This window comes from Treponema sp. Marseille-Q4130 (assembly GCF_014334325.1).
Classification (GTDB): domain Bacteria; phylum Spirochaetota; class Spirochaetia; order Treponematales; family Treponemataceae; genus Treponema_D.
The window spans coordinates 23,578-45,999 of sequence record NZ_JACSET010000012.1 but is presented as its reverse complement, the minus strand read 5'-3'; the positions used below and the strand labels follow the sequence as shown (position 1 = coordinate 45,999).

The window sequence follows — 22,422 nt, the reverse complement described above, 5'->3', positions numbered from 1 at the left end:
CCTATATCGACCGACAATTTTACCCCCAAAAAGAATCTGTCAATATTTACGATTATAAACGTTTACTTCGCGCTTGCGATTGTTTATTAAAAAATTATCGGTACTTACTGCGCAAGTATTATGATTTGCTTGCACGTTGTCAAACAGTTTTGTTAAAAAATAAAGATACCATCGATTATTATCGTGCCGGCTTTGAACATCCGCCCGGCGCAAATGAGGTATCCGTTCTATATCGATATCGTTTTGGCGGTCAGATGGAAATACGCATCGGCAAGCTTACATGATTGTGGTGTGCAATATAAGAAGTTTTTATAGGAGGCTCTACTTTGAAAAAACGTTTTTCGCTCCGTTATAAGCTTATCCTTATTTTCGGATTATTAATTTTAGCTGCGGGTGCAATCGAGTCGTTGCTTGCCATACTTTCATCGCGCAAAGCGGTTATCGAAAAAGTCGAAATACACCTTATCGACAAGGCAACCGATGTTTCGAGAATAATAGACGGTCGCATTACCTCGATTTGGCAATTTCTTGAAGGTATAGCGCGTATGCCTATGTTTACCGATGCATCCGTTTCAAATGCGGAAAAAATCAGACTGCTGCGGGAACAGGCGTCATTCAATACATCCATTCAGGAATTGGATTTCAGCGAGTTTGACGGCACTCTCCATAGTATCGGCGGAAATGCCCAAGTCGGCGATCGGGAGTGGTTCCAATCGGCACGGAGCGGAAAACCGTTTCTTTCCGAACAGCTTTTTTCAAAAACGACGCAAAAACTCATCCAAGTTATTGCCGTTCCCATATACGACAATAATCATCAGGTCATCGGTGTTTTGAGTGCGGATATTGACGGATTTTGGCTTTCCGAACAAATTAAAGATATCGTTGTCGGTAAAACGGGTAATTGCTATATAATGGCCGACAGCGGTGTCATTGTCGCAGATAAAGATACCGAGCTGGTTAGAAGTCAAGCGAATATCATCGAGCAGGCAAAGACGAATAAAGAGCTTGCTTCGTGCGCCGCTTTTTTGGAGCACGTTTGGAACACCGATGAAAGTGAAATAGGCTATTACACATACCAAGACGAAGCCTATATCGCTTCTTTTGCGACGATGCAAACGACCGACTGGTCGGTTATTATCCGCGCTCCCGTAAACGAATTTTTGGGAGCGGTAAACACCTTGCGCCTTTCGCTCTTGGGGCTTACTGCGATTATTTTGGTTATTACGTTTGTCGTTATCTATTTTGTTGCGCGCGCTATTATAAAGCCGATTCAAACCGCCGTCGGTGCATTGCGGAATATTTCACAGGGCGAAGGCGACCTTACCGTGCGTCTTCCCGTCAACGGCAACGATGAAATCACCGATATGGCCGAATACTTCAACGAAACGATCGCGAAAATCGGTCGTTCCATAAAGACGGTAGGAGAGAACTCCGGCACGATGGAAGCCATCGGCGAAGAGCTTGCGTCGAATATGACCCAAACGGCAAGCTCCGTACATGAAATCAGCGCGAATATCGACGGGGTAAAGCAGCAGGCGCTGACACAGGCGGCGAGCGTGAGCGAAACGGCCGCGACGATCGAAGAGATCGTTCGTACGATCAAACAGCTTAACAACAGCATCGAAACGCAGGCGGCAAGCGTCGCCCAGTCGTCGGCATCGGTGGAAGAGATGGTCGCGAACATCGGTGCGGTTTCACAGACGCTCGAACAGACGGATGACGTTATCAAAACGCTTGCGGATGCGACGGCTGACGGCAAAGGTACGGTCGTCAGCGCCAATGCGGTGACGCAACAGATCGCCGAAGAATCGGGGAGTTTGCTTGAAGCCTCGAGTGTCATACAGCACATCGCAAGTCAGACGAACTTGCTTGCGATGAATGCGGCGATCGAAGCGGCGCATGCGGGAGAAGCGGGGAAGGGTTTTGCGGTCGTTGCCGATGAGATCCGAAAGCTCGCCGAAGATTCCGCGATGCAGGGCAAGACGATAACGGAGACGCTGAAAACGCTCTCCGGAGAAATCGAAACGCTGTCGGCGTCGTCGAAAACGGCGGAAGAAAAGTTCAATACGATTTTCAATTTGTCGGAGCAGGTAAAATCGATGAGCGATCGATTGACGGAAGCGATGCGCGAGCAGGAAAACGGGAGCAAAGAAGTGCTTGCGGCGATAAAGAGTATCAGCACGGTGACGATGGAAGTGCAGTCGGGATCGGAAGAGATGCTGAAGGGCGGGGAGAGCGTTGCCGGAGAGATGCGGAAGCTCGACGATCTGACGCGCATCATTACGGACAGCATGAATGAAATGGCGTCGGGAGCGGTGCAGATAAACAACGCGGTGCAGGAAGTGAACCGGATTACGCAGGAAAACAAAGCGAGCATCAAAAAGCTGGCTGAGGAAGTGGGTAAGTTCAAAGTGTGATGAGCTGACCGGTGCGTGTCTTACAATGGACGCGTAGACGTATACGAGCGGGTTTTCGAAAGGAAATCCGCTCATATTAAAAGCCGGTTAATTTTTCGACCTATTAAAAGTGTTGCGTTTATTTGCCGTATTTTCTTTCTATAGCGGAAAGCGTATCGACCCGTTCCGTGTAGACGCCGCCTTCAAACTCGGCGTCGAGAAAAGCATCGACAATCATTTTTGCCTCTTCCTGCCCGACGATACATACGCCCATAGCGACTGCATTTATGTCACTGTGCTCGACGGCGAGCTTTGCCGTACACGGTTCGCTGCACACCGCAGCCCTCACTCCCGGAACTTTGTTCGCGGCGAGAGAAATACCGACGCCCGATCCGCACACCATTACGCCTTTTTCAACTTCGCGTGATGCAATCGCTTCACCGATCTTTAAGCCGAACTCGGCATAATTTGCCGGGATATTCGAATCTGCAGCGCCGTAATCGACGCATTCGTATCCTTTACCGCGTACGTGTTCCATTAGAATACGTTTTAATGCGACTCCCGAATGATCGCTTCCGAATCCGATTTTCATATACACCCCTTTTGTAATGATTATTAAAACTTCATATCGAAGTACGGTACTATAATACCATATTGCCAATTTTAAAAATAGTCGTTTTCTCAAAAAAAACCTAAAATTGATTCAATTCCGGTTTTGTTTGTCCTCAGCGGCGGTTTTTATGCGATGCGGGAAGCTGTGGGATGTGCTGAAAAAATTGCTTGACATATTGAAATTTCGGACTTATACTAAAACAGTTAAAAAATAACTTATTAGTTAAAAGTGAGATAAAATATTGCTATATTTAAAGGGGTGTGTTATGAAAATAGGTTTTATCGGATTGGGCATAATGGGTAAGCCGATCGTAAGCAATATCCTTAAAAAAGGGTATAGCGTTTTGTGCTACGACATTAATCCGAAGCCGCTTGAAGAATTGGCGGGCTTGGGTGCGCAGACGGCTCAAAGCGTCAAGGAAATCGGACAAACGGTCGATACGGTTTTTACCATGCTGCCTGCGTCCGCACATGTGGAAGAAGTGGTTTTAGGCAAAGAAGGTTTATTGGAAAACATAAAAAAAGATGCCGTTATTTTCGATCTTTCTTCCATCGATCCCGATACTGCAAAAAAAATCGGACAAATCTGCCAATCTAAAAACGTGCATTTTTTTGACAGTCCCGTCAGCGGCGGAGAGCCTAAAGCGATTGACGGTACCCTGACTTTGATGACGGGAGGCAACAAGCAAATTTTAGAAACGATATATCCCATTCTCAAAACTTTTGCGGAAAAGATCACTTGGGTGGGAGAAAACGGAGCCGGCTCTACGGTAAAGCTTGCGAATCAAATAATTGTTAATTTAAATATTGCCGCAGTTTCGGAAGCGTTTTGTCTTGCCGCTTCCTGTTCGTTAGATCCTAAAATCGTTTACGAAGCGATTCGCGGCGGTCTTGCGGGAAGCGCCGTGTTGGAAGCAAAAGCGGAAAAAATGTTTACACGCGATTTTAAAGCCGGCGGACGTATCGATATAAATCAAAAAGATATCGGAAACGTACTTAAAACGTCTCACAAAAGCGGCGCCGTTTTGCCTTTGACGGCACAGCTTTACGAAATGATGATCGCTTTGTCTGCGGCCGGACTGCAAAAAGAGGATCACAGTGCGATTTTAAAATATTATGAAAAACTATCCTGTGTAGAAGTAAAAACGGGAAAATAATAGGAGGAAAGGAATGTCTCAGAAAAAGCGGAATTGGATTTGGATAACGGTATCGATCCTTTGTGTTTTGTTTTTAGGATTTTTATCGAAAATGATCGATACCGATTGGGGAAAGATCGATGTTTCCTATCTTAAAATTATGACGCAAGAACAAAAGGTGATGACTGCAAAGTTGTATCGTCCGAAATTTGCCGATGAAAAAAATCCTTTGCCGGGTATTTTGGCTTTGCACGGCTATCAAAGCGATAAAGAAGCACCGAGTACCTTCGGTATGTTGGAGCTGGCAAAAAGAGGCTTTGTCGTTTTATCGATCGATCAGCTCGGACACGGTTATTCTCAAGGAGAAGTAAACGATAAAACGAAAAGCGGTGCAAATAACGGTTATATATATTTAAAAACATTATCGTTTGTCGACAAAGAAAATATCGGTATATTCGGTCATTCAACCGGCGGGATGAACTCGATTGCTTTGGGAAATTGGAATCCGGATCATAAAGCGATCGTAGGTTTGAGTTCTTCCGGCGGGAATCCCGGACTGCATAACTATATGATGGTACAAGGTCTTTACGAGGAAATAGGCGGTTACCGGGAAAAAACGTGGCCGGTAAAAGACCTCGTCACTCATCCCAAGCGCTTGGAAGCTTTCGGATTTCCCGGAAACGGGCGTATTGAATGGAATACGACGTACGGTGATTTTTCAGACGGATCGGCTCGCAGGATCGAACTTGTTAAAGGTACGCATCTGGGCGTTATGGTAAATAGAAAAGCAAATGCGGCCGTATGCGAATGGTTTCACAAAGCGCTTCAAAAATCCGATAATCCTTATTTTTTTGATTCCTCAAAGCAAACCTATTACATTAAAGAAGTCCTCGGTTTTATTATGCTGCTGATTACGTTATCGCTGCTTTTTCCGCTTACGGATATTTTGCTTGCAAGTTCATTTTTTGCTTCAATTACGCGTCCGAAGCAGGTAAGCGCGTATTCGCAAAAGATGAGTTTTTGGTGGATCGCGGCGTTTATAAACATAGCTTTAACGGTATTTTGTTATCCGTTCTTTGCCAAACACGGCGGCCCCGGAACGAAAACCATTTTACGCTTTCCTTTCGCCAGAATGGAAATGACAAACGGTATTACAAACTGGATGTTCTTCAGCGCGCTGATTTCGATCGCGATGTATGTCTTATGGCTGTTTCTTAATAAAAAGAATAAAGAAAAGACGCTCGCTTGTCGAATGGAATACGCCTGTTCGGAAAGTACGGTGTTTTGTATTCGCGACATCGCAAAGAATATTCTCGCAGCTTTGATTCTTGTAGGAGCGATGTATGTTCTTACGATTGTATGCGGTTTCTTTTTCAATACCGAACTCAGATGTCTTTGGCCTTTTATGAAGGCATTTGACGTGAGAAGAATCGGATATGTCTTTGTTTATTTTGTTCCCGTCTTTATGTTCTTTTTCGTAAACAACGGTATATTCCTTTTCGGGCAAAATAAATTGAAAGAGTATCAGAGCGAAAAGAAAACGATTTTGCTGTGGTGGCTGTTTAACGTTATTGCTTCGGTCGGCGGCTTGATGCTCTTGTGGCTTATTCATTTTGTTCCGGATTATATGCAGATCGGTCCCGGACTTGACGTGTTGGGATTTGGAGCGTATGCCGGAAGGTGGATGATGATGCTTAATGTTATGATCCCTCAATTCATCATCATTAATCTTGTTCTCATACTGCTGTATCGGAAAACGCGGAGAATTTATTTGGGTTCGTTTGTCGGAACTCTTTTGATTTTATGGTTCCAAGCTGCAGGACAGGTTATAGGAAGGTTTTAATCTATGGTACATTTGCTGTCTCATATCCTTTCGGAAGATGACCCGCCTTTCCCCAATGCTCCGACGATGCGGATAAAACCGTTTGCGAGGATAGAGAACGGAGATGTGTGCAACACTTCCGTGATAGAAATATTCAATCATTTCGGAACGCATATGGACGCTCCGAAGCATTTCTTTGACAAAGGACTTTCTATCGCGGAACTGCCTGTAGATTTCTTTATTTTTAATAAACCGCTGATCCTCGATATACCTTTGGATGCGGAACAATTATTAACAAAAGAAATGATAGCTCCGTTTGAGAGTGAAATAAAAAAATGCGATTTGCTGTGTATACGTTCGGGTTTTGCGCTTAAACGGAGTTCCGATCCGAACGTATATTCAAGCAGAGGACCGGGCTTATCCGCTTCTTTGTGTAAATATTTTATGGACGAATTCCGTAATATAAAATGCATCGGTATCGATTGGATAAGCGTTACATCCTATCCGCATTTGGAAGACGGTATTCTTGCTCACCGATATCTTATGGGGAGTTTTCATGATCGATATATAACCGTTATTGAAGAATTGAATCTGGAAAAAGTGTATAAACGCGATATCGGTAAAGTAATCGCATTGCCCTTGTTTGTTAAAGGGAGCGACAGCGCTCCCGTAACGGTTATAGCATTTGAAGACGGTACGGAGAAAACCGAATGAATCGTAATACAGACGTATCGGAAATTTCTTTTGCGGAAATTTCGAAAAATATAGCGGCACCCGTTAAAGACGGAATCGATTCTCTTTTGCGGAAAGAACTGGAAAAGAATCATCAAAAAATAATAGTGCTTGACGATGACCCTACGGGAGTGCAAACCGTACACGATGTTTCGGTATACACACGTTGGGATACAGAGAGTATTGAAGCGGGTTTTGCCGAATCGAATAATTTGTTTTATATCCTTACCAATTCGCGCAGTCTGTCTGCCGATGAGACGGAGCGCTTGCATCGCAGTATCGCCGAGACGATTCTTTCCGTATCGGAAAAGACGAAAAAAGACTTCCTCCTTATAAGCCGAAGCGATTCCACTTTGCGCGGGCATTACCCTTTGGAAACGGAGACCTTACGCAATACTATTGAACGGCATACCGGGCAAAAATTCGACGGGGAGATATTGTGTTTCTTTTTCAAAGAGGGCGGACGTTTTACGGTCGATAACATACATTATGTGCAATACGGCGATACGTTGATTCCTGCCGGAAAGACGGAATTCGCTTCCGATAAAACATTCGGTTATACTTCTTCCGATTTGCGCGATTACATCGAAGAAAAAACTTCGGGGCGATGTAAAGCGGGCGATACGGTTTCAATTACATTGGAAGATTTGCGCGCGCATAATTTTGACAAAATAGAATCGCAGTTGATGAGCGTGCACGATTTTCAAAAAGTGATCGTTAATGCGATCGATGCGACGGATGTAAAAGTTTTTTGTATTGCCCTTTATCGTGTATCGGCTAAGGGTAAAAAATTTATTTTCCGTTCGGCGGCTGCATTGGTTAAAGAAATGGGGGGTATTTCGGAGCGTTCCTTATTGACCTGCGAGGAAATGAATGTAAAGAAAACCGCTTCGGGCGGTTTGGTTATTATCGGATCGCATACAAAAAAAACGACGGAACAGCTTAATGCGCTGCTTGATACCGGAACCGTTACGGCGATTCCTTTCGATTCCGACCTTGTTTTGCAAAAAGGATTGTTGGAAAAGGAAATCGAACGCGTAACGAAGGAAGCCGAACGGCTTATACGGGAAGGGAAAACGGCGGTTGTATTTACCAATCGCAAACTTTTAACCGTAGCAGGCGATACAAAAGAAGCCGCTCTGCAACGTTCCGTCGAAATTTCTTATGCGCTGCAAAGTATCGTATCGCACTTGAATGTTGAACCGGCTTTTATTATCGCGAAAGGCGGCATTACATCCAGCGATATAGGAACAAAAGCGCTCGGCGTTCGGCGTGCAACCGTTATGGGGCAGCTTTGTCCGGGCATTCCGGTGTGGCAGTTGGGCAGGGAAGCTAAATTCCCGGGTATTCCGTATGTCATATTTCCGGGTAATGTCGGCACCCTTGATACTTTAAAGGAAGCATGCGAAAAACTCTTATAAAAACGATATACTGCGTCTATACTTACTTGACTGCTCAAAAGGAATATAAATTTTTGTGAGTGATCGATCCGTTTTAACCGATATAACGCTCCAGCAAAACCGTTTGTCTGAAGTCCAGAAAAAAATCGCCTCATATTATCTTGCGGATCCGCAGCAAGTTTCTCAGCTGACTTTAAAAACTATTGCAGAAAAACTTTGCGTCAGCGAAACCGCCGTCATACGTTTTATAAAAAAGATAGGATATAAGTCGTTTAAAGCTTTTCAAATAGACGTATTAAAAGATTCCAGCGTTGTAAAAAATAATACGATACCTAAGGCTTTAAAAATCGAAGACGGTTATTCGGAGATAGGCGAAGCCGACACGGTACAAACGATAAAAAAGAAAGTTATCGTTTCTGCCGTTAAAGCTATCGAAACTTTGTACGATTTCGTTAAAGATTCGGAGATAGAAAAAGTTGCCCGCCTTTTTCTGAAAGCGGAGCATATTTTGTTTTACGGTTCCGGCGGTTCAAGCAGTATCGCAATGGACGCACATCATAAATTTATGCGTTTGGGCTTACCGACGATTTACGAAGAGAATTCCCATCTTGCCATTATTCGCGCATCGCATTTAACGGCACGGGATGTTGTTGTCGTGATCTCCCATACGGGGGAAAGCCGTGAAGTGCTTGAATGTTCAAAGAATGCTAAAATTAACAATGCTGCAGTTGTCGGGATAACAAGTTATTCCCTGTCCTCGCTTACAAAAGTTTCCAATATCACTTTATACAGCGCAACTAATACATTGCCGTATTATACGGATGCTATGGTATCAAGACTTTTGCAGCTGGTTATTTTTGATATGATTTTTATACGCTGTACTTTACTGCTCGGTGCAAAGGGTAAAGCTGCCGTGGAAATATCCCGGCGCGCAATAAAATCCGCAAAAAAGCAAGAAAAATCGAGCGTACGATTTTGAATCGCAGTTGATCGTTCCGTATTAAAATTAATTTTCTCATTGTCACGCTTCCGTTTTTGCGTTACAGTAGCGCGCAAGCGGGGTGTTATGGTTGAGCTGATTACGGGACCGATGTTTTCGGGAAAGTCGACGCTATTGTTTCAAAAGATAGAGCGCTACATATACGCGCATAAAAAAATCATCCTCGCCCGAACCGACAAGGGAGCCGCATGCGGTTCTGCGTGCGGAGCAGGCGGAAAGTAATCCGTTTGGAGATTATAGCGGACGGTAGATTTTTATGCTGCCGTCCTTTTTTTTATCGATATGTCACATGAATATTTTGCCTTCCAATGGCACATCACCGACGAATGCGACCAACGCTGTAAACACTGTTACATCTTTGCCGAAGGACACCCTGCGTTAGTAACAATGAACCGCGTGCGAATCGAACACGTTTTTTTTAACGCATTGGAATTCTGTCAAACATTCGATCGGCTTCCGTATTTTTATATCACCGGCGGCGATCCGATTTTGCATCCGCATTTTTGGTTTTTGCTTTTGCTTATGAAAGAACACGGACGCTTTGAATTGCCCGCTCATACGCCGGCGGATAAGACAACTTCGGCTTCCGGAACATCGTATGCGGGAACGGTTTCCGATTCGTCGAATTCCGGCGTCGGGTACAATTTCGACAAACTTATCATTTACGGCGGCTGTAACTGCGGGAATTGCCATATCACGATTTTACCGACGGGCGATATTTACGCCTGCCGCCGCGTTGCAAACAGCCGTATCGGGAATGCATGCGATGAGCGGCTGGCCGATGTATGGACGGGCAAAAAAATGGAAGCCTACCGCGACTACGGAAAATTCAGCAAGTGTTCAAGATGTGAATTGCTGCCGTATTGCCGCGGCTGTCCCGCCGTTGCAAGCGGAAGCTGCGGCGGAGATTTTTATGCCGCCGATCCGCAATGCTGGAAGGAAGTTGCCGGTTAGCAGGAGAAGTCTATGAATACTATGAAAGCTGTGGTACTGACCGAACCGACCGCGGCAAAAGACATTGTTTTAACCGATGTTCCCGTCCCCGCTGTAAAGAGCGGATGGGTACTCATAAAGATCCATGCATTCGGACTCAACCATTCCGAACAAATCTTACGGCAATTTGAAATTGAACATGACTACATACAAAAGCCGATTATCCCCGGTATCGAATGCGTAGGCGAAATTGCCGATGCTTCCGATACTCATTTTTCCGCCGGACAAAAAGTCGTTGTGCTCATGGGAGGGATGGGGCGCAGCTTCAACGGCAGCTATGCCGAATATGCCTTGCTTCCTTTTCACCATGTTTTTGCAATACAGTCCGATATGGCATGGTCCGATATCGCCGCTGTTCCCGAAACATATTTTACCGCGTGGGGTTCTTTGTTCCGCTGTTTGCGGCTGCAAAAAGACGATGAGCTTTTGATCCGCGGCGGCACCTGCGCACTCGGCTACGCTTCAATTCAAATCGCAAAAGCGATAGGCTGCCGTATCGCCGCTACAACTCACCGTGAAAGCAAATTGAGTTTGCTTAAAAATGCGGGAGCTGACGAGTGTATTTTGGACGACGGCAATCTGAACGAAAAATATCAAGGCCGCTTCAATAAAGTTTTGGAACTGGTCGGTTGTAAAACCTTGCGCGATACGTTGCGGTGTACCGCTTCAGGCGGCATCGCCTGTAATACGGGTGTGCTCGGCGGCGTGTTTGCGCTTGAAAATTTTACTCCCATTTAGGAAATTCCGAGCGGCGTGTATCTTACCGGCTTTCACAGCAATTTCCCGACACAAGCCGATATCGATTCGATTTTCGCTTTTTTAGCCGAACACAAATTAAATCCGCTCGTCGGAGAAAAGTTTGCTTTCCGCGATATTGCAAAAGCCTGCGAAGCGTACGACGGCGGCAAGGTAAACGGTAAAATCGTCGTGGAACTGTGAGTTTGCAGCTGCCGAAAGAGCCGACGAGTGTCTCGACGATTTGGAAAAACGTCACATAGTAAATCAAGGAAATTTTCCAAAAACTGATTCGCAATCCGCTTTAGCGGATACTATAATAAATTTCCTTTCAGAACAAGCCGGCAGGCTTGCAGTTTTTGAAAAGTTGCGCAGGGAACTTCGCGCTCGTTGCAAGTTGCACGGTAATCTTTGTTTTATTCAATGCACGGCAGGGATGCCGTGTCGCAGCTTTGCAAAACAGCTGCGCATTTTTGCAAAGCAAAAATGCGGTAGTGAGCGGTACACGGATGTACCGCGAACGAACACTGCTCGGAATCTGTAAATAAGTCGAGAGTTGAAAAACGGCAGAGCCGTTTTTCTTTTATCCGCGCGGAGGCTTTCATACCCCATCCTTTCGGATGCTATAAAAGGTATGAAAGCCGACTGCAATTCCTTATGAGGACACAAAGCGCGACGTTTACGCGCGCTTTGTGATAGGAGACGCACATAAATCCTGCGCACTGCTCGGAAGCATTCTTGAAGTCGAGAGTTGAAAAACGGCAGAGCCGTTTTTCTTTTTATAGGAGACGCACATAAATCCTCCGCACTGCTCGGATTTATGTGCTCTTATGTCGTCTGTCGAGCTCTGCATAAACGTCGCGCCAGGTGACGCCTTCGCGGTACATGAGCACGTTCATAAAATAAAACAGATCCGCGGCTTCCCACACGACATCCTGCTTCGTCTCCGCTTCGTTGCACAACTCGTCGGCTTCTTCCAAAATCTTTTCACGGACGCGCTTTCCGTCGAGCGTCGCAGTATAAGAGCCGGGCTTCGGGTGCGCAAACCTGTCCGCGATGATGTCGTACAATCTTCCGGCGGACGACGTTTCGTCCGCTTCGCCCGTAAAGCAGGTAAAGCTTCCCGTATGGCACACGCCCCCGTGAGGGACGACCGTCGCAAGCACGGTATCCCGATCGCAGTCGGCGCGAAGTTTTTTCACCCCAAGATAGTGTCCGCTGTGCTCGCCCTTTGTCCACAGCACTTCCCGCGTACGGCTGAAAAAAGTCAGCTTGTTCGTTTCAAAGGTTTTTTCAAACGCCGCGCGGTTCGCATAACCGAGCATAAGCACGTCTCCGTTTACGCTCTGCGCGATCACCGGAATGAGCTCGACTTTATCCCAATTCAAACAGCCGATAAACGCATCGGCAAGCGAAACCTTTCCGGTGTAGAGCGCCATACCGAGCTGCACGTCGCATCCGAGCTTTTCAAGCTGCACGATTTCTTCCGCCGACGAAACGCCGCCTGCTACAACGATGCGGCACTGTACCGCTTCGCGCAGTTTTTTGACCGCATCCGTATCGGCGCCCTGCATACAGCCTTCTTTTTCGACGCAGGTAAATAAAATTTCGCTGCAGTATTTTTCGGCAAGCACGGCTCCTTCTATGAAGGGCACATCCGTCGTTTCCGTCCATCCGTGCACTGCAACTTTTCCGCCATTCGCATCGACGGCGATGATAACGCGCTCGCGGCCGATCGCCTTTACGAGAGCTTCGAGGAATTCGACATCGAGCGGGCACTCTCCCGCTTTCGGATTTTTTTTCCAGGCCGCAGAACCGATGATCACTTTTTCCGCACCGAGTGACACGAGTTCTTTTGCGCGTTCCACGCTGCGTATGCCGCCGCCCGTGCGCACGTTGCCTTTGCGCAAAAGCTTCTTTAAAAGCGGCGTATTTTTCGTGTCGCCGCGCACATCGACGTTTCCGAGCGCCGCATCCAAATCGATGACGGCGACTTCGCCGTACCTGTCGAATTCTTCGATGAGTGATTCCGCATCATCCCGCGCAAGCACCGGCTGCGCACCGTTTTTCAGCTGCACGACGCGTCCGTCTTTTAAATCGATGGAAGATATGACCATAGGCGCAGTGTAGCAAAAAGCGGACGGACTGGCAACATAAAAAAAATTATTAAGAAAAGAAATCGGATCCGTCGATTTGCACGAAAATGCGGACATACGCAGGAGGGAAGAATAAGGGCGCGGGGAAAAGAAACCGTCGGTGTCGTTTCCCCGCCTGCCTTATCGATATGACGTGATACCGAGCACGTCGAAAACTATCGCTTGTTAAATTGTTTTGCAAGCGTACGCTTGCAGCGGATAAACGCGGGTATCAAAAAGCAGTCTGCCAAAAGCCATGCGAACGGAGAAGCGAAACCCGCGCTCACAAAACCGAAATGCGGTACCATAAAGACGCCCATGAGCATACGCGCGATCATTTCGAACACGCCGGAAAAAATCGCAAAGCGCGAAAATCCCATGCCTTGAATCATAAATCGGAAAATATTTACGACCGACAAAAGGATGTACGCGGAACCGTTTTGCAACAAAAACAGTTTTGCATTTTTAATAATTTCCGTCTGCTCTCCGTTCATAAAGAGCATGACAAGATAATCGCCGAAGATAAAATATATGATGAGTGCAATCATCGAATACGCAGAAGCGATAATCATGCTGTCGCGCACGCCGACACCGAGTCTGTCGATTTTTCCGGCTCCCGTATTTTGTCCGCCGTAGGTTGCCATCGTCGTGCCGAGCGCATCGAAGACCGTACAGAAAAACTGCCCCACGCGGGTCGCAGCTGTAACTGCGGCGACGGCGGCGGAACCGAGTCCGTTGACGGATGCCTGCAGGATAACGCTTCCGATCGCCGTTATGGAATACTGCAGCCCCATCGGCACGCCGACGCCGCACAGCACGCTGCAATAATTTTTATTAAATTTTCGCTCGTCGCCTTTCGGTTTGATGATGTCGAACTTTTTGATCATATACAAAAGACAGGCGATGCCGGCGACTCCCTGCGAGATAACCGTCGCGAGCGCCGCTCCCTGCACGTCCCAGTGAAACACGAGGATAAAAATCAAATCGAGTGCGATATTGAGCAGCGACGAAAGCACGAGAAAAAATACCGGCGTTTTACTGTCGCCGAGTGCACGGATCAAACCGGATGTTATATTGTATAAAAACGTAAGCGGAATACCTGCGAAGATTATCCTGATATAGTCGCCCGCACGAGAAAGGATGTCTTCCGGCGTTTCCATAGCAAGCATGAGCGGATCGCAAAAGATAACCGTGGCGACAGCCATGACGGCGGAAAACGCGGTGCACAGGTATACGATATTCGCGACGTACTTCCGCATGAGCGAAAAATCTTTTGCGCCGAAACGCTGCGATACGGGAATCGTAAAACCGTTGCATACGCCCATGACGAATCCGATTATTAAAAAATTCACGGCGCCGGTCGAACCGACGGCCGCAAGCGCTTGAACGCCGAGAGATTTCCCGACGATGACCGTATCGGTGAGATTATAAAACTGCTGGAAGAGATAGCCGAGCAGCACCGGAATCGAAAATTCGAGGATGAGCGGAAACGGTTTTCCCTGTGTCAAATCTTTTGTCATAGCACCACCCGTAAAGATATGCAAAAAGTCGGCCGCGTTGTGAAAAACCGACGAATTCGTGATTATCACTGTAGCGAATTTTATTTGCTTTTACAATAAGAAAAGACTATATTTAAATAAATACGATTTTATAATAAATAATATACCGGAGGTAATTATGGAACTCACGCTTACTGCGGAGAATTTTAACAGCGAAGTGCTCGAATCGGATCTTCCCGTACTCGTCGATTTTTGGGCGTCGTGGTGCGGTCCGTGCCGCATGATGGGGCCGGTCGTTTCGGAAATCGCCGAAGAAAAAAAAGGCGTATTGAAAGTCGGCAAAGTCAACGTGGACGAACAGGAAAGCCTTGCCGCACAATTCCGCGTCATGAGCATTCCGACGTTTATTTTGTTTAAAAACGGCAAAGCCGCCGCTCAGCAAACGGGTGCGATGAGCAAAGCCGATTTGTTGAAATCGCTCGGCGTATGAGCGATCGCTGCTGGCGCTGTTTTCGACCCGTGCGCTACTGTCTCTGCAAATACGCGGAGCCGGTAGACGCGGGTGTCAAATTCGTGCTGCTCATGCATCCCAAAGAAGCCAAGCGCGAGCGTACGGGAACGGGGCGCATCGCGCACGTGTCGCTCGTCGATTCGGAGATTCTCATCGGTCTCGATTTTTCAAAAAATGCGCGCCTGCACGAACTCCTCGCCGATCCGCGCTACTTTCCCGTGCTGCTCTACCCGGGAAAAGATGCGAACACGGTACGCACCGAAGGATTTGCCGATCTCGTCGGGGACAAAACGCTTCTCGTGATCGTTATCGACGCGACGTGGTTTTGTTCGCGCAAAGTGATCGAGCACAGCGCTTTTTTACTTGACCTTCCGCGTCTCTCTTTTGCAGGCAGCTACCGCTCCGAGTTTACGTTTAAGCGTGAGCCTTCTCCCGATTACATCTCCACCATCGAATCCTGTTATTATCTCATAAAAGAGCTGCAGTCCGTACATCTTGCAAACGAAAATGCGAATCCCGAACCGCTTATGACGGTTTTCCGAAAGCTCATACGCGATCAGCTGCAGGCGCAAAACGACCGCATCGACGGCAAGCTTCCCGACACGCACAGCTACAACTGGAAGTACACGAAAAAAGTTGCGATCCCGAAAGATTAATAATTTTTTCAGCGGCTCAAAAAAGGCGACAGCGGAGAGCGGGTTAAAGCGCGTAAACGGCATTCGGAAAGCACGTTGATTGAAAATGCGCTCAACCGTATCGGTGCAAGCGCTTTACGGTTTAAACGGCAGCGTTCCTTGAGCTTCGTATTCGCCTGCAAGTGCGCCGAACATAGCATCGAAGGTATATGCCGACCAGCTGTATCCCATGACAACGGAATCCGCCCAGCCGAAATCGAGCGCATATTCCGGCGACATGATCGAAAAGATCACGACTCTCTTTCCGCTTCCTTTGAGCATGCGCGCGATACGTGCAGACTGCGCATTGGAAACGCAGCAGACGACCGTGTCGTAAGAAGCGGCGCTTTCAAGGATGCGGTCGCACATATACTGCGTTTCATTCTGTCCCGGCTCCGAAGAAAAACGGTAATCGCCGGAAGACACATAGCGTCGCTTTCCTTCACTGAAAAATCTTGAAAGCGAGCCGACAAAGAGCACGCGGCCGGCATCTTTGCTCGAAAGCGGCAGGGTGCCTTTTTTATACAGCGTAATCGATCGGCACGCCTGCTCGAGAAAAAATTTTTCGCCTTCTTTATCGGGGATATGCCGTCGAATCGCAGCCGCATCGGGATAAAGAGGAGCTGCGTTTCCGCTTTTAAAATAGTCGAGTTTCGCTTTTAGGACACGGTATGCCGCATCTTTTACGCGCTCACGAAATGCGCCGTCTGTTTTCATTCGGTCAAGATTTACCGCCCACAGCGGTTCGTTTAAACGCGCCGTCGTAGAAGAGATAAGGATATCGTTGCCTGCCGCTATCGCGAGATAAAATGCATTCGTCAAAGAACCGGCGTAGAGCGTATCGCCGTTCATCATCATATCGTCGGTAATTATCAATCCGTCAAAACCGAGCTTTCCGCGCAGCAAATCGGTGAGAAAATATTTTGAAAGGGATGCGGGCGCGCCGCTTGCATCGATTTTCGGAAAACTCAAATGTCCCGACATGATCGCGGGGATTTTTTGCTTGACGAGGTATTCGAACGGAACGAGTTCGCGATGCGTAAACGTCTTTTCATCGATATCGATTTCGGGGAGCTTTACGTGCGAATCGCCGTCTGTGTCTCCGTGTCCCGGAAAATGTTTTGCCGTAGGGATGACGCCCGCCGCGATACTGCCGGCGGAAAAAGCCGCGCCGAGTATACCCGCATGTTCGGGGTTGTCGCCGAAGGAGCGCGGTCCGATGATCGTCGAAGTGCGATCGGTAAAGAGGTCGACCGACGGCGCAAAATTCATATTGATGCCGAGCGCTTTGATTTCGCGCGAAATATAATACGCGCTGTACCACGCGTCGACGGGATAGCCCGCAGCTCCGATCGCCATATTGCCCGGCGTAACGGACGTTTCTCCTTTGACGTGGCGGATCCAGCCGCCTTCCTGATCTGTCGCGACGAACAGAGGTATTTTAAATCTCGTCTGCGACGCGCTCCGCTGCAGCGAAAAAATCGACTCTGCGACGAGACGGATATCGTCGGTGTTCCATCCGAACACTTTTACGCTGCCGAGCCCGCGGGAAACCCAATCGTACAAAAGCTGTTCGGGCTCCGCACCCGCCCAGCCGAACATAAAAATCTGCGAAAGGCATTCCGCATCGCTCATGCGCTCGACGATCGTGCGTGCAAGCGTCTCCGCCGGATAATCGCTCCAAAAGATGACGTCTTGGGGAAGCTCTCGAAGCGGCTCGGCGATCGTTCCGCTCTGCGCAAAAATGCGCGGCAAAGAAGCGATCATAATATTAATAATTAATAATATTGATTTTGCAAAGTGTTTCATGCTCCGTCTCCGGACGAAACGCGCTTTACGTATTCGGCGGCTTCGTGTGCCGCAATTGCGCCGTCGGAAACGGCGGTGATGATTTGGCGGAACGGCTTCGCGCGCACATCGCCCGCACAGTACAAGCCCGGCATGATCGTCTCCATCTTTTCGTTCGTCACGATATAGCCCGACTTATCTTTCGGCAGCGTATCGAAAAGCTCCGTGCGCGCTTTCATGCCGACGAAGATGAACACGGCATCGGCAGGCAGTTCCGTCTGCGCGCTCGTCTCCGTATCTTCGAGCAATACGGATTGTACCCGTCCGTTTCCGCGGATTTCTTTTACGAGCGTATTATATTTGACGTTTATGTTTTTATCGTTTTTTACCTTTTCGACGACGGCGTATTCCGCGCGGAATTGCGCTTTGCGATGGACGAGCGTAATATTCGGAGAAAGCGTTGCAAGGTAGAGCGCTTCGGTACATGCGGAATCTCCGCCTCCGACGACGACGATCGCTTTATTGCGAAAAAAAGGCCCGTCGCAGGTCGCGCAGTATGAAACGCCCCTGCCGGTCAATTCTTTTTCACCGGGAACGCCGAGCATACGGTGTTCGGCACCCGTCGCAATAAGGAGCGCGGAAGCGGTATAGACGCCGCCTTCCGCACGAACGTAAAACGTATTTTTGATTTTATCGATCGAAGCGATCTTTTCGTGCACAATTCGAGCACCGAAAAATTCCGCCTGCTTTTTCATCGTATCGATAAAATCGATTCCTGTAACGGCGGGAAAGACGCCGGGATAATTTTCAAGCTCGACGATCTGCAGCACCTGTCCGCCCGAACCTAACGGATCGAAAACGACCGTACGCAAACCCGCACGCGCGGCATATTGCGCAGAAGCGAGTCCCGCGCTGCCTGCTCCGACAATGATGTAATCGCACGAAATGGTTTCCATACGCCGCCCCGATAAAAAAACCGGAACATCATGCGATATTCCGGCCCAAGGCGTCGAGCGGAATTGAACCGCTGCATAAGGGTTTTGCAGACCCGTCCCTTACCACTTGGGTACGACGCCGTTCGTACTATAACAAAAAAAACGGCTGTATGTCTAGAGGCATACAGGGCAATAAAATGTATGCACAAATGACAATAACCCCGATACACAAATGAAACGCGAAGCCGCGGGACAGGTACAATCGACTGATTTAAAGAGCGACCCTGTTTACTGTTTCGTCAAGTTCGCCGATATCCCAAAGCAGGCGCGTTCCCACATATTTATCGCGGATATCTTTCGTACATTTTACAAGCGTCGGAATATCGCGCGGTGCGACACCGAGTTCCGTAAGACGCAGGGGTATGCCGAGCGCTTTCATAGTATCTTCGATTTTCTGCGAAGGCGGAAGCATCTCTTTCATCACACTGCGCAATTCGGGCCACTTTTCGGCAATCTTTTTTATGCGTACTCTGTGCGAGGCTTTATCGTATTTGCGCTCTTTCGCTTCGAGTGCGATCATCGACTCGGCGGATTTTCCGACAAAGGCGCGCAGCGTTTTGCTCCATTCATCGTAATCGAAGGCGGCGACATACCGTTCGGCTTTTGCAATATCTATCGCATCGATCTTTTCGATTTCCTCATACAATTTCAGCGTATACAGCGTCCCGATGCCGGCTTGAATACCGTGCAAATCCGCAGGGGTTCCGAAGACAAGATGCCGCATATCGATGACGTGTGAAATATAGTGTTCCATGCCGCTCGCAGGCCTCGTAACGCCCGCATACGCCATCGCGCAGCCGGCAAGCAGGAGTCCGTCGGTCAATGTCCGTACCGCTTCTCGGTCTCCCGACAATAAACGAGGGGCGGTATCGGATACCTGTTGCAGCGCGCTTTGCAGAAGAGATGCAATCTCTTCGCAATAGTATTCGCCGGTGATGATATGCGAAATCTTCCATTCCGTTATACTTACATATTTGGCAAGCATATCGCCGAATCCCGCCAAAATCATGCGCACGGGAGCGTGTGCCAAAACGTCGATATCCGCAACGACGGAGTGCACCGTAGCGGACGGAAGCGATACTTTGAGCGACTGCACGTCCATCGATGAAGTCGGAGAAACCATGCCGTCCATACTCGGCGCCGTCAAAACGAGGATATACGGACGTCCGCTCACGCGCGATACGAGTTTTGAAACGTCGTTGATGACTCCGCTCCCGACCGCAACGATATAATCGCAGGACGGATCCCAAAACATCATAACGCGCCCGAACGTTTCCTCCGTCGGCGCAAGCGGCTCGGTCGTTTCATATACATAGGATGAAAACGGTATGCCGGCATTTTTCAAAATATCCGAAACCGTATCGCCCGCCGCTTTTTTCGTATTTTCGTCCATTATAAGGAACGGTTTTTCAGCGCCGGCTTCACAAAGCAATGACGGAAGCGATACAAGCGCACCTTTTTCGATTATTAATTTTTTTACGCCGCATACGTGTTTTTTCCCGCAGCCGCACGATCCGCCGTTATTTAATTCCATATCGCCGCCTCCTTTGCAAAAAATATTGGGACGCTGTGCCGGACGGCAAGCTCATCTTAAAAACAGCACACTGCGGCAGTATATCAGGCTTTGTCCCATGCGCTGAAATAGGTGCCTGCAGGATCGATAATGCGCTCGATCATCGCATCAAGCAGTCCCGTTTCGTACAGCAAATCGACAACAGTATATCGGTTCCGCATCATCTGAGCAACGCGCATACCGTACCGATGATCTTCGATCGACAGACAAATATCACTCGGTTCGGTCGGACAGCCGGCCGTTTGAAACATCTCTTTCAGCTTTGCAAACGGGATGATCTGCCCTTCGATTTTTTGCCGCAGCTCGTCCCACTTGTCGGCAATCGCAGATTGCCGCGCGGCAAGCGCATCCCCTTCCAAAAACTTTTTCCGGCATATTTCGATTTGTCTGTCCCGCACCGACGGCTCTCGGACAAAATGCGCGATCGATTTTTGCCGCTCTTCCCACGTTTCGGGTGTATACGATGCGGCCGCTTTTTCCACATCGCTTTTCGATAATTTTAATAATTCTTCCATAATCGCGGTAGTCGTCAGCGTACCGATTGCAACTTTAAAACCGTGAGAAGCTTCTTTACCGCCGACGGTACAGCAACCGTGCATTTCCCATACGTGGCTCATAAGATGCTCGGCGCCGCTTGCCGGGCGGGAATCGAAATACTCCTGCATCGCAAAACCGGTTTGAATGAGCCCTGTAAAAACGGCCGCTGCGGTTTGGGGATCCCGAGCGCGAAGTTTTGCAGGCTCGGAAATCGCGGCTTTAAGCGAAGGCTGTACCATATCCCACACGCTTTCAACGATTTTTTCAATGCCGAGCGCGTCTGCGATAAGCCAATCCGCGCCCGCAGGGACTTTCGCCGCCAAATCGCCGTAACCTGCTGCGATCATATCGATCGGCGCATTCGACAAAATATCCGTATCTGCCACAACGAGAACGGGAGCGGGACACGGAAGCGTCGTCTTTAATCCGCGGTCGGTAATGGCCGCACCGTTGCTCGTAAAGCCGTCTACCGACGGTGCGGTTGCGATGCACATATACGGCCGCTCCCCTGCAACATAGGATGCCCGCTTGCACAAATCGTTGATCGTGCCGCTTCCGAGCGCGACGGCGACAGCGTCGGGCTTTTCTTCGAGCGCCCTCTGCACAGCCAAAACGTGCTCATCGTCCGCATATATCGTTTTTGCATCGAAACAATGACTGCTGCATTCGTCAAACTGGGAAACGATGATATCTTCGGCAAGGGCTTGCGTATTCGTATCGTCTATGATGAGCGGCTTTTTACCCGGGAATTTTTTACGGAACGCTTCGGCAACTTCTTTCACTGCGCCGCTTTTCATCAGCAATTCACTGCGTATCATATATACCTCAGCAAAAAGAGACACCGGTTGTTGCGTATCATGATTTCCGGTATCGGATTTAATTATATCACGGAAGTTTTTTTTGTCAAACAAATTAAAACAGATTTTTTATAAAAAATTACAACACAACAAATATTATTAACACTAATTCACTTCTTTTACACTTCATGCTATAATAACTGATATATTCTCACAATAAATGATATTCGGGAGGAAAAATGAAAAAAACAGGAAAAGAGCAATCGACACCTAAAAGACGCGATGCGGTTTATCAATTTCTGCAGCAATATAAAATCGCATCGGCAAAAGAAATAAGTAAAAAATTACACGTATCGGAGATGACGATCAGACGCGATTTCGAATATTTGGAAAGTAAAGGACTCGTAGAACGGACTCACGGCGGTACAATCATTTCAAACAGATACAATACAACATTACTTTTTTCACAAAAAAATATGTTGCATATCGAAGCAAAACAAGCTATCGCGCGAAGTGCAGCCGCATATATTCAATCATACGATACGATTTTCTTAAACAGTGGAACAACAACGATGCGTATATTTCCATTCATCACTGCGGAACACATAAAAATCATCACCAACAATCCGTGTGTCCCTCTTGATGAAATATCCGAAAATATCGAAATCATTTCTACCGGCGGCATATATAATACCGAATCACTTACACTCGTAGGTGGAATCGCAAATACCACCGTCGGCAACGTGTGGGCGACAAAATCCTTTATCGGAATAGACGGTATCGACATCGACTGCGGTCTTACGACACCGGTCGAACAGGAGAGTTATATCAATCGATTGATGATCGAACACACTCGGGAAAAAATTATCATAGTTGCGGACAGCAGCAAAATCGGTAAAATTTCCCGATTCCGTGTCGCTCCGGTAACGAGTATACATATTCTGATCACGGATATCAATGTATCGAATACGGACGTTGAAAAATTTACAAATGCGGGTATTCAAGTAATCAAAGCGCCTTTTCTTTGATATACCGCAATTATGCTGTAACATTTCCATAATTATTAAAAGTAAATTGCTGTTAAAAA

General features: G+C 47.7%; 20 protein-coding genes and 1 tRNA gene. 13 read left to right on the top strand and 8 right to left on the bottom strand.

The genetic code is table 11. The features are described from left to right. The first annotated feature begins 326 nt into the window (after nucleotides 1-326). Nucleotides 327-2,417, top strand: coding sequence for a methyl-accepting chemotaxis protein (locus tag H9I36_RS11330; protein WP_187385462.1), 2,091 nt, complete (start codon nucleotides 327-329; stop codon nucleotides 2,415-2,417). Nucleotides 2,418-2,535: 118 nt separating this feature from the next. Here H9I36_RS11330 and H9I36_RS11325 read toward each other — a convergent pair whose 3' ends face one another. Next, nucleotides 2,536-2,988, bottom strand: a complete 453-nt coding sequence (locus tag H9I36_RS11325; protein WP_187385461.1) for an RpiB/LacA/LacB family sugar-phosphate isomerase — start codon at nucleotides 2,986-2,988, stop codon at nucleotides 2,536-2,538. Nucleotides 2,989-3,274: 286 nt separating this feature from the next. Here H9I36_RS11325 and garR point away from each other — a divergent pair, with 286 nt between their 5' ends. From garR to H9I36_RS12965, 9 genes are all read left to right on the top strand, one after another. Beyond that, nucleotides 3,275-4,165, top strand: a complete 891-nt coding sequence (gene garR / locus H9I36_RS11320) for a 2-hydroxy-3-oxopropionate reductase (RefSeq protein WP_187385460.1) — start codon at nucleotides 3,275-3,277, stop codon at nucleotides 4,163-4,165. Nucleotides 4,166-4,178: 13 nt separating this feature from the next. Continuing rightward, entirely contained in the window at nucleotides 4,179-5,987 is a 1,809-nt protein-coding gene (locus H9I36_RS11315; RefSeq protein WP_187385459.1) for an alpha/beta hydrolase family protein, read from the top strand. Between the two features lie 3 nt (nucleotides 5,988-5,990). Next, nucleotides 5,991-6,680 carry a cyclase family protein gene (locus tag H9I36_RS11310; protein WP_187385458.1) on the top strand — a complete coding sequence of 230 codons (690 nt, stop codon included), beginning with the start codon at nucleotides 5,991-5,993 and terminating at the stop codon, nucleotides 6,678-6,680. Further along, nucleotides 6,677-8,119 (top strand): four-carbon acid sugar kinase family protein, encoded by a 1,443-nt coding sequence (locus H9I36_RS11305; RefSeq protein WP_187385457.1) that lies wholly within the window; start codon nucleotides 6,677-6,679, stop codon nucleotides 8,117-8,119. Before H9I36_RS11310 ends, H9I36_RS11305 begins: the two co-directional genes overlap by 4 nt. A 55-nt stretch (nucleotides 8,120-8,174) precedes the next feature. Continuing rightward, nucleotides 8,175-9,077, top strand: a complete 903-nt coding sequence (locus tag H9I36_RS13080) for a MurR/RpiR family transcriptional regulator (RefSeq protein WP_187385456.1) — start codon at nucleotides 8,175-8,177, stop codon at nucleotides 9,075-9,077. Nucleotides 9,078-9,164: 87 nt separating this feature from the next. Then, nucleotides 9,165-9,320, top strand: coding sequence for a hypothetical protein (locus tag H9I36_RS11295; protein WP_187385455.1), 156 nt, complete (start codon nucleotides 9,165-9,167; stop codon nucleotides 9,318-9,320). Nucleotides 9,321-9,380: 60 nt separating this feature from the next. Continuing rightward, on the top strand, nucleotides 9,381-10,052 hold the full coding sequence (locus tag H9I36_RS11290; protein WP_187385454.1) for an SPASM domain-containing protein: 672 nt from the start codon (nucleotides 9,381-9,383) through the stop codon (nucleotides 10,050-10,052). 12 nt (nucleotides 10,053-10,064) lie between these two features. Continuing rightward, nucleotides 10,065-10,829: a zinc-binding dehydrogenase gene (locus H9I36_RS11285; protein WP_255422742.1), complete on the top strand. Its 765-nt coding sequence runs from the start codon at nucleotides 10,065-10,067 to the stop codon at nucleotides 10,827-10,829. 15 nt (nucleotides 10,830-10,844) lie between these two features. Then, on the top strand, nucleotides 10,845-11,030 hold the full coding sequence (locus H9I36_RS12965; RefSeq protein WP_370586973.1) for a zinc-binding dehydrogenase: 186 nt from the start codon (nucleotides 10,845-10,847) through the stop codon (nucleotides 11,028-11,030). A gap of 614 nt (nucleotides 11,031-11,644) precedes the next feature. On the opposite strand, the gene hisIE is transcribed toward H9I36_RS12965, so the two are convergent. Next, nucleotides 11,645-12,943 (bottom strand): bifunctional phosphoribosyl-AMP cyclohydrolase/phosphoribosyl-ATP diphosphatase HisIE, encoded by a 1,299-nt coding sequence (hisIE, locus tag H9I36_RS11280; protein WP_187385453.1) that lies wholly within the window; start codon nucleotides 12,941-12,943, stop codon nucleotides 11,645-11,647. A 194-nt stretch (nucleotides 12,944-13,137) separates the two neighbouring features. After that, nucleotides 13,138-14,550 (bottom strand): MATE family efflux transporter, encoded by a 1,413-nt coding sequence (locus tag H9I36_RS11275; RefSeq protein ID WP_370586972.1) that lies wholly within the window; start codon nucleotides 14,548-14,550, stop codon nucleotides 13,138-13,140. Nucleotides 14,551-14,638: 88 nt separating this feature from the next. Between H9I36_RS11275 and trxA the strand changes: the two genes are divergently transcribed. Both trxA and H9I36_RS11265 read left to right on the top strand, forming a co-directional pair. Continuing rightward, a complete protein-coding gene (gene trxA / locus H9I36_RS11270) occupies nucleotides 14,639-14,950 on the top strand; it encodes a thioredoxin (RefSeq protein ID WP_021331264.1) in 312 nt (103 codons plus the stop codon). Further along, on the top strand, nucleotides 14,947-15,627 hold the full coding sequence (locus H9I36_RS11265) for a tRNA-uridine aminocarboxypropyltransferase (RefSeq protein ID WP_187385452.1): 681 nt from the start codon (nucleotides 14,947-14,949) through the stop codon (nucleotides 15,625-15,627). Before trxA ends, H9I36_RS11265 begins: the two co-directional genes overlap by 4 nt. 114 nt (nucleotides 15,628-15,741) lie before the next feature. Here H9I36_RS11265 and H9I36_RS11260 read toward each other — a convergent pair whose 3' ends face one another. The 5 genes from H9I36_RS11260 to H9I36_RS11240 form a co-directional block, all read right to left on the bottom strand. After that, nucleotides 15,742-17,454 carry a glycoside hydrolase family 3 protein gene (locus H9I36_RS11260; protein ID WP_187385451.1) on the bottom strand — a complete coding sequence of 571 codons (1,713 nt, stop codon included), beginning with the start codon at nucleotides 17,452-17,454 and terminating at the stop codon, nucleotides 15,742-15,744. After that, on the bottom strand, nucleotides 17,451-18,389 hold the full coding sequence (gene trxB / locus H9I36_RS11255) for a thioredoxin-disulfide reductase (protein ID WP_187385450.1): 939 nt from the start codon (nucleotides 18,387-18,389) through the stop codon (nucleotides 17,451-17,453). The genes H9I36_RS11260 and trxB overlap by 4 nt, the downstream gene beginning before the upstream one ends. 48 nt (nucleotides 18,390-18,437) lie before the next feature. Continuing rightward, nucleotides 18,438-18,509 (bottom strand) — tRNA-Cys (locus H9I36_RS11250). Between the two features lie 130 nt (nucleotides 18,510-18,639). Continuing rightward, nucleotides 18,640-19,962 carry a sn-glycerol-1-phosphate dehydrogenase gene (locus H9I36_RS11245; protein ID WP_187385449.1) on the bottom strand — a complete coding sequence of 441 codons (1,323 nt, stop codon included), beginning with the start codon at nucleotides 19,960-19,962 and terminating at the stop codon, nucleotides 18,640-18,642. A gap of 83 nt (nucleotides 19,963-20,045) precedes the next feature. Then, nucleotides 20,046-21,356: a sn-glycerol-1-phosphate dehydrogenase gene (locus H9I36_RS11240; RefSeq protein WP_187385448.1), complete on the bottom strand. Its 1,311-nt coding sequence runs from the start codon at nucleotides 21,354-21,356 to the stop codon at nucleotides 20,046-20,048. Nucleotides 21,357-21,574: 218 nt separating this feature from the next. On the opposite strand from H9I36_RS11240, the gene H9I36_RS11235 reads away from it, so the two are divergent. Continuing rightward, a complete protein-coding gene (locus H9I36_RS11235; protein ID WP_187385447.1) occupies nucleotides 21,575-22,363 on the top strand; it encodes a DeoR/GlpR family DNA-binding transcription regulator in 789 nt (262 codons plus the stop codon). Nucleotides 22,364-22,422 lie beyond the last annotated feature (59 nt).

What these genes read in the sequence shown, in the direction of transcription:
- H9I36_RS11325 (WP_187385461.1), bottom strand. Translation starts at nt 2,988, where the DNA reads ATGAAAATCGGATTCGGAAGCGATCATTCGGGAGTCGCATTAAAACGT.
- garR (WP_187385460.1), top strand. Translation starts at nt 3,275, where the DNA reads ATGAAAATAGGTTTTATCGGATTGGGCATAATGGGTAAGCCGATCGTA.
- H9I36_RS11315 (WP_187385459.1), top strand. Translation starts at nt 4,179, where the DNA reads ATGTCTCAGAAAAAGCGGAATTGGATTTGGATAACGGTATCGATCCTT.
- H9I36_RS11310 (WP_187385458.1), top strand. Translation starts at nt 5,991, where the DNA reads ATGGTACATTTGCTGTCTCATATCCTTTCGGAAGATGACCCGCCTTTC.
- H9I36_RS11305 (WP_187385457.1), top strand. Translation starts at nt 6,677, where the DNA reads ATGAATCGTAATACAGACGTATCGGAAATTTCTTTTGCGGAAATTTCG.
- H9I36_RS11295 (WP_187385455.1), top strand. Translation starts at nt 9,165, where the DNA reads ATGGTTGAGCTGATTACGGGACCGATGTTTTCGGGAAAGTCGACGCTA.
- H9I36_RS11290 (WP_187385454.1), top strand. Translation starts at nt 9,381, where the DNA reads ATGTCACATGAATATTTTGCCTTCCAATGGCACATCACCGACGAATGC.
- H9I36_RS11285 (WP_255422742.1), top strand. Translation starts at nt 10,065, where the DNA reads ATGAATACTATGAAAGCTGTGGTACTGACCGAACCGACCGCGGCAAAA.
- hisIE (WP_187385453.1), bottom strand. Translation starts at nt 12,943, where the DNA reads ATGGTCATATCTTCCATCGATTTAAAAGACGGACGCGTCGTGCAGCTG.
- trxA (WP_021331264.1), top strand. Translation starts at nt 14,639, where the DNA reads ATGGAACTCACGCTTACTGCGGAGAATTTTAACAGCGAAGTGCTCGAA.
- H9I36_RS11265 (WP_187385452.1), top strand. Translation starts at nt 14,947, where the DNA reads ATGAGCGATCGCTGCTGGCGCTGTTTTCGACCCGTGCGCTACTGTCTC.
- H9I36_RS11260 (WP_187385451.1), bottom strand. Translation starts at nt 17,454, where the DNA reads ATGAAACACTTTGCAAAATCAATATTATTAATTATTAATATTATGATC.
- trxB (WP_187385450.1), bottom strand. Translation starts at nt 18,389, where the DNA reads ATGGAAACCATTTCGTGCGATTACATCATTGTCGGAGCAGGCAGCGCG.
- H9I36_RS11245 (WP_187385449.1), bottom strand. Translation starts at nt 19,962, where the DNA reads ATGGAATTAAATAACGGCGGATCGTGCGGCTGCGGGAAAAAACACGTA.
- H9I36_RS11240 (WP_187385448.1), bottom strand. Translation starts at nt 21,356, where the DNA reads ATGATACGCAGTGAATTGCTGATGAAAAGCGGCGCAGTGAAAGAAGTT.
- H9I36_RS11235 (WP_187385447.1), top strand. Translation starts at nt 21,575, where the DNA reads ATGAAAAAAACAGGAAAAGAGCAATCGACACCTAAAAGACGCGATGCG.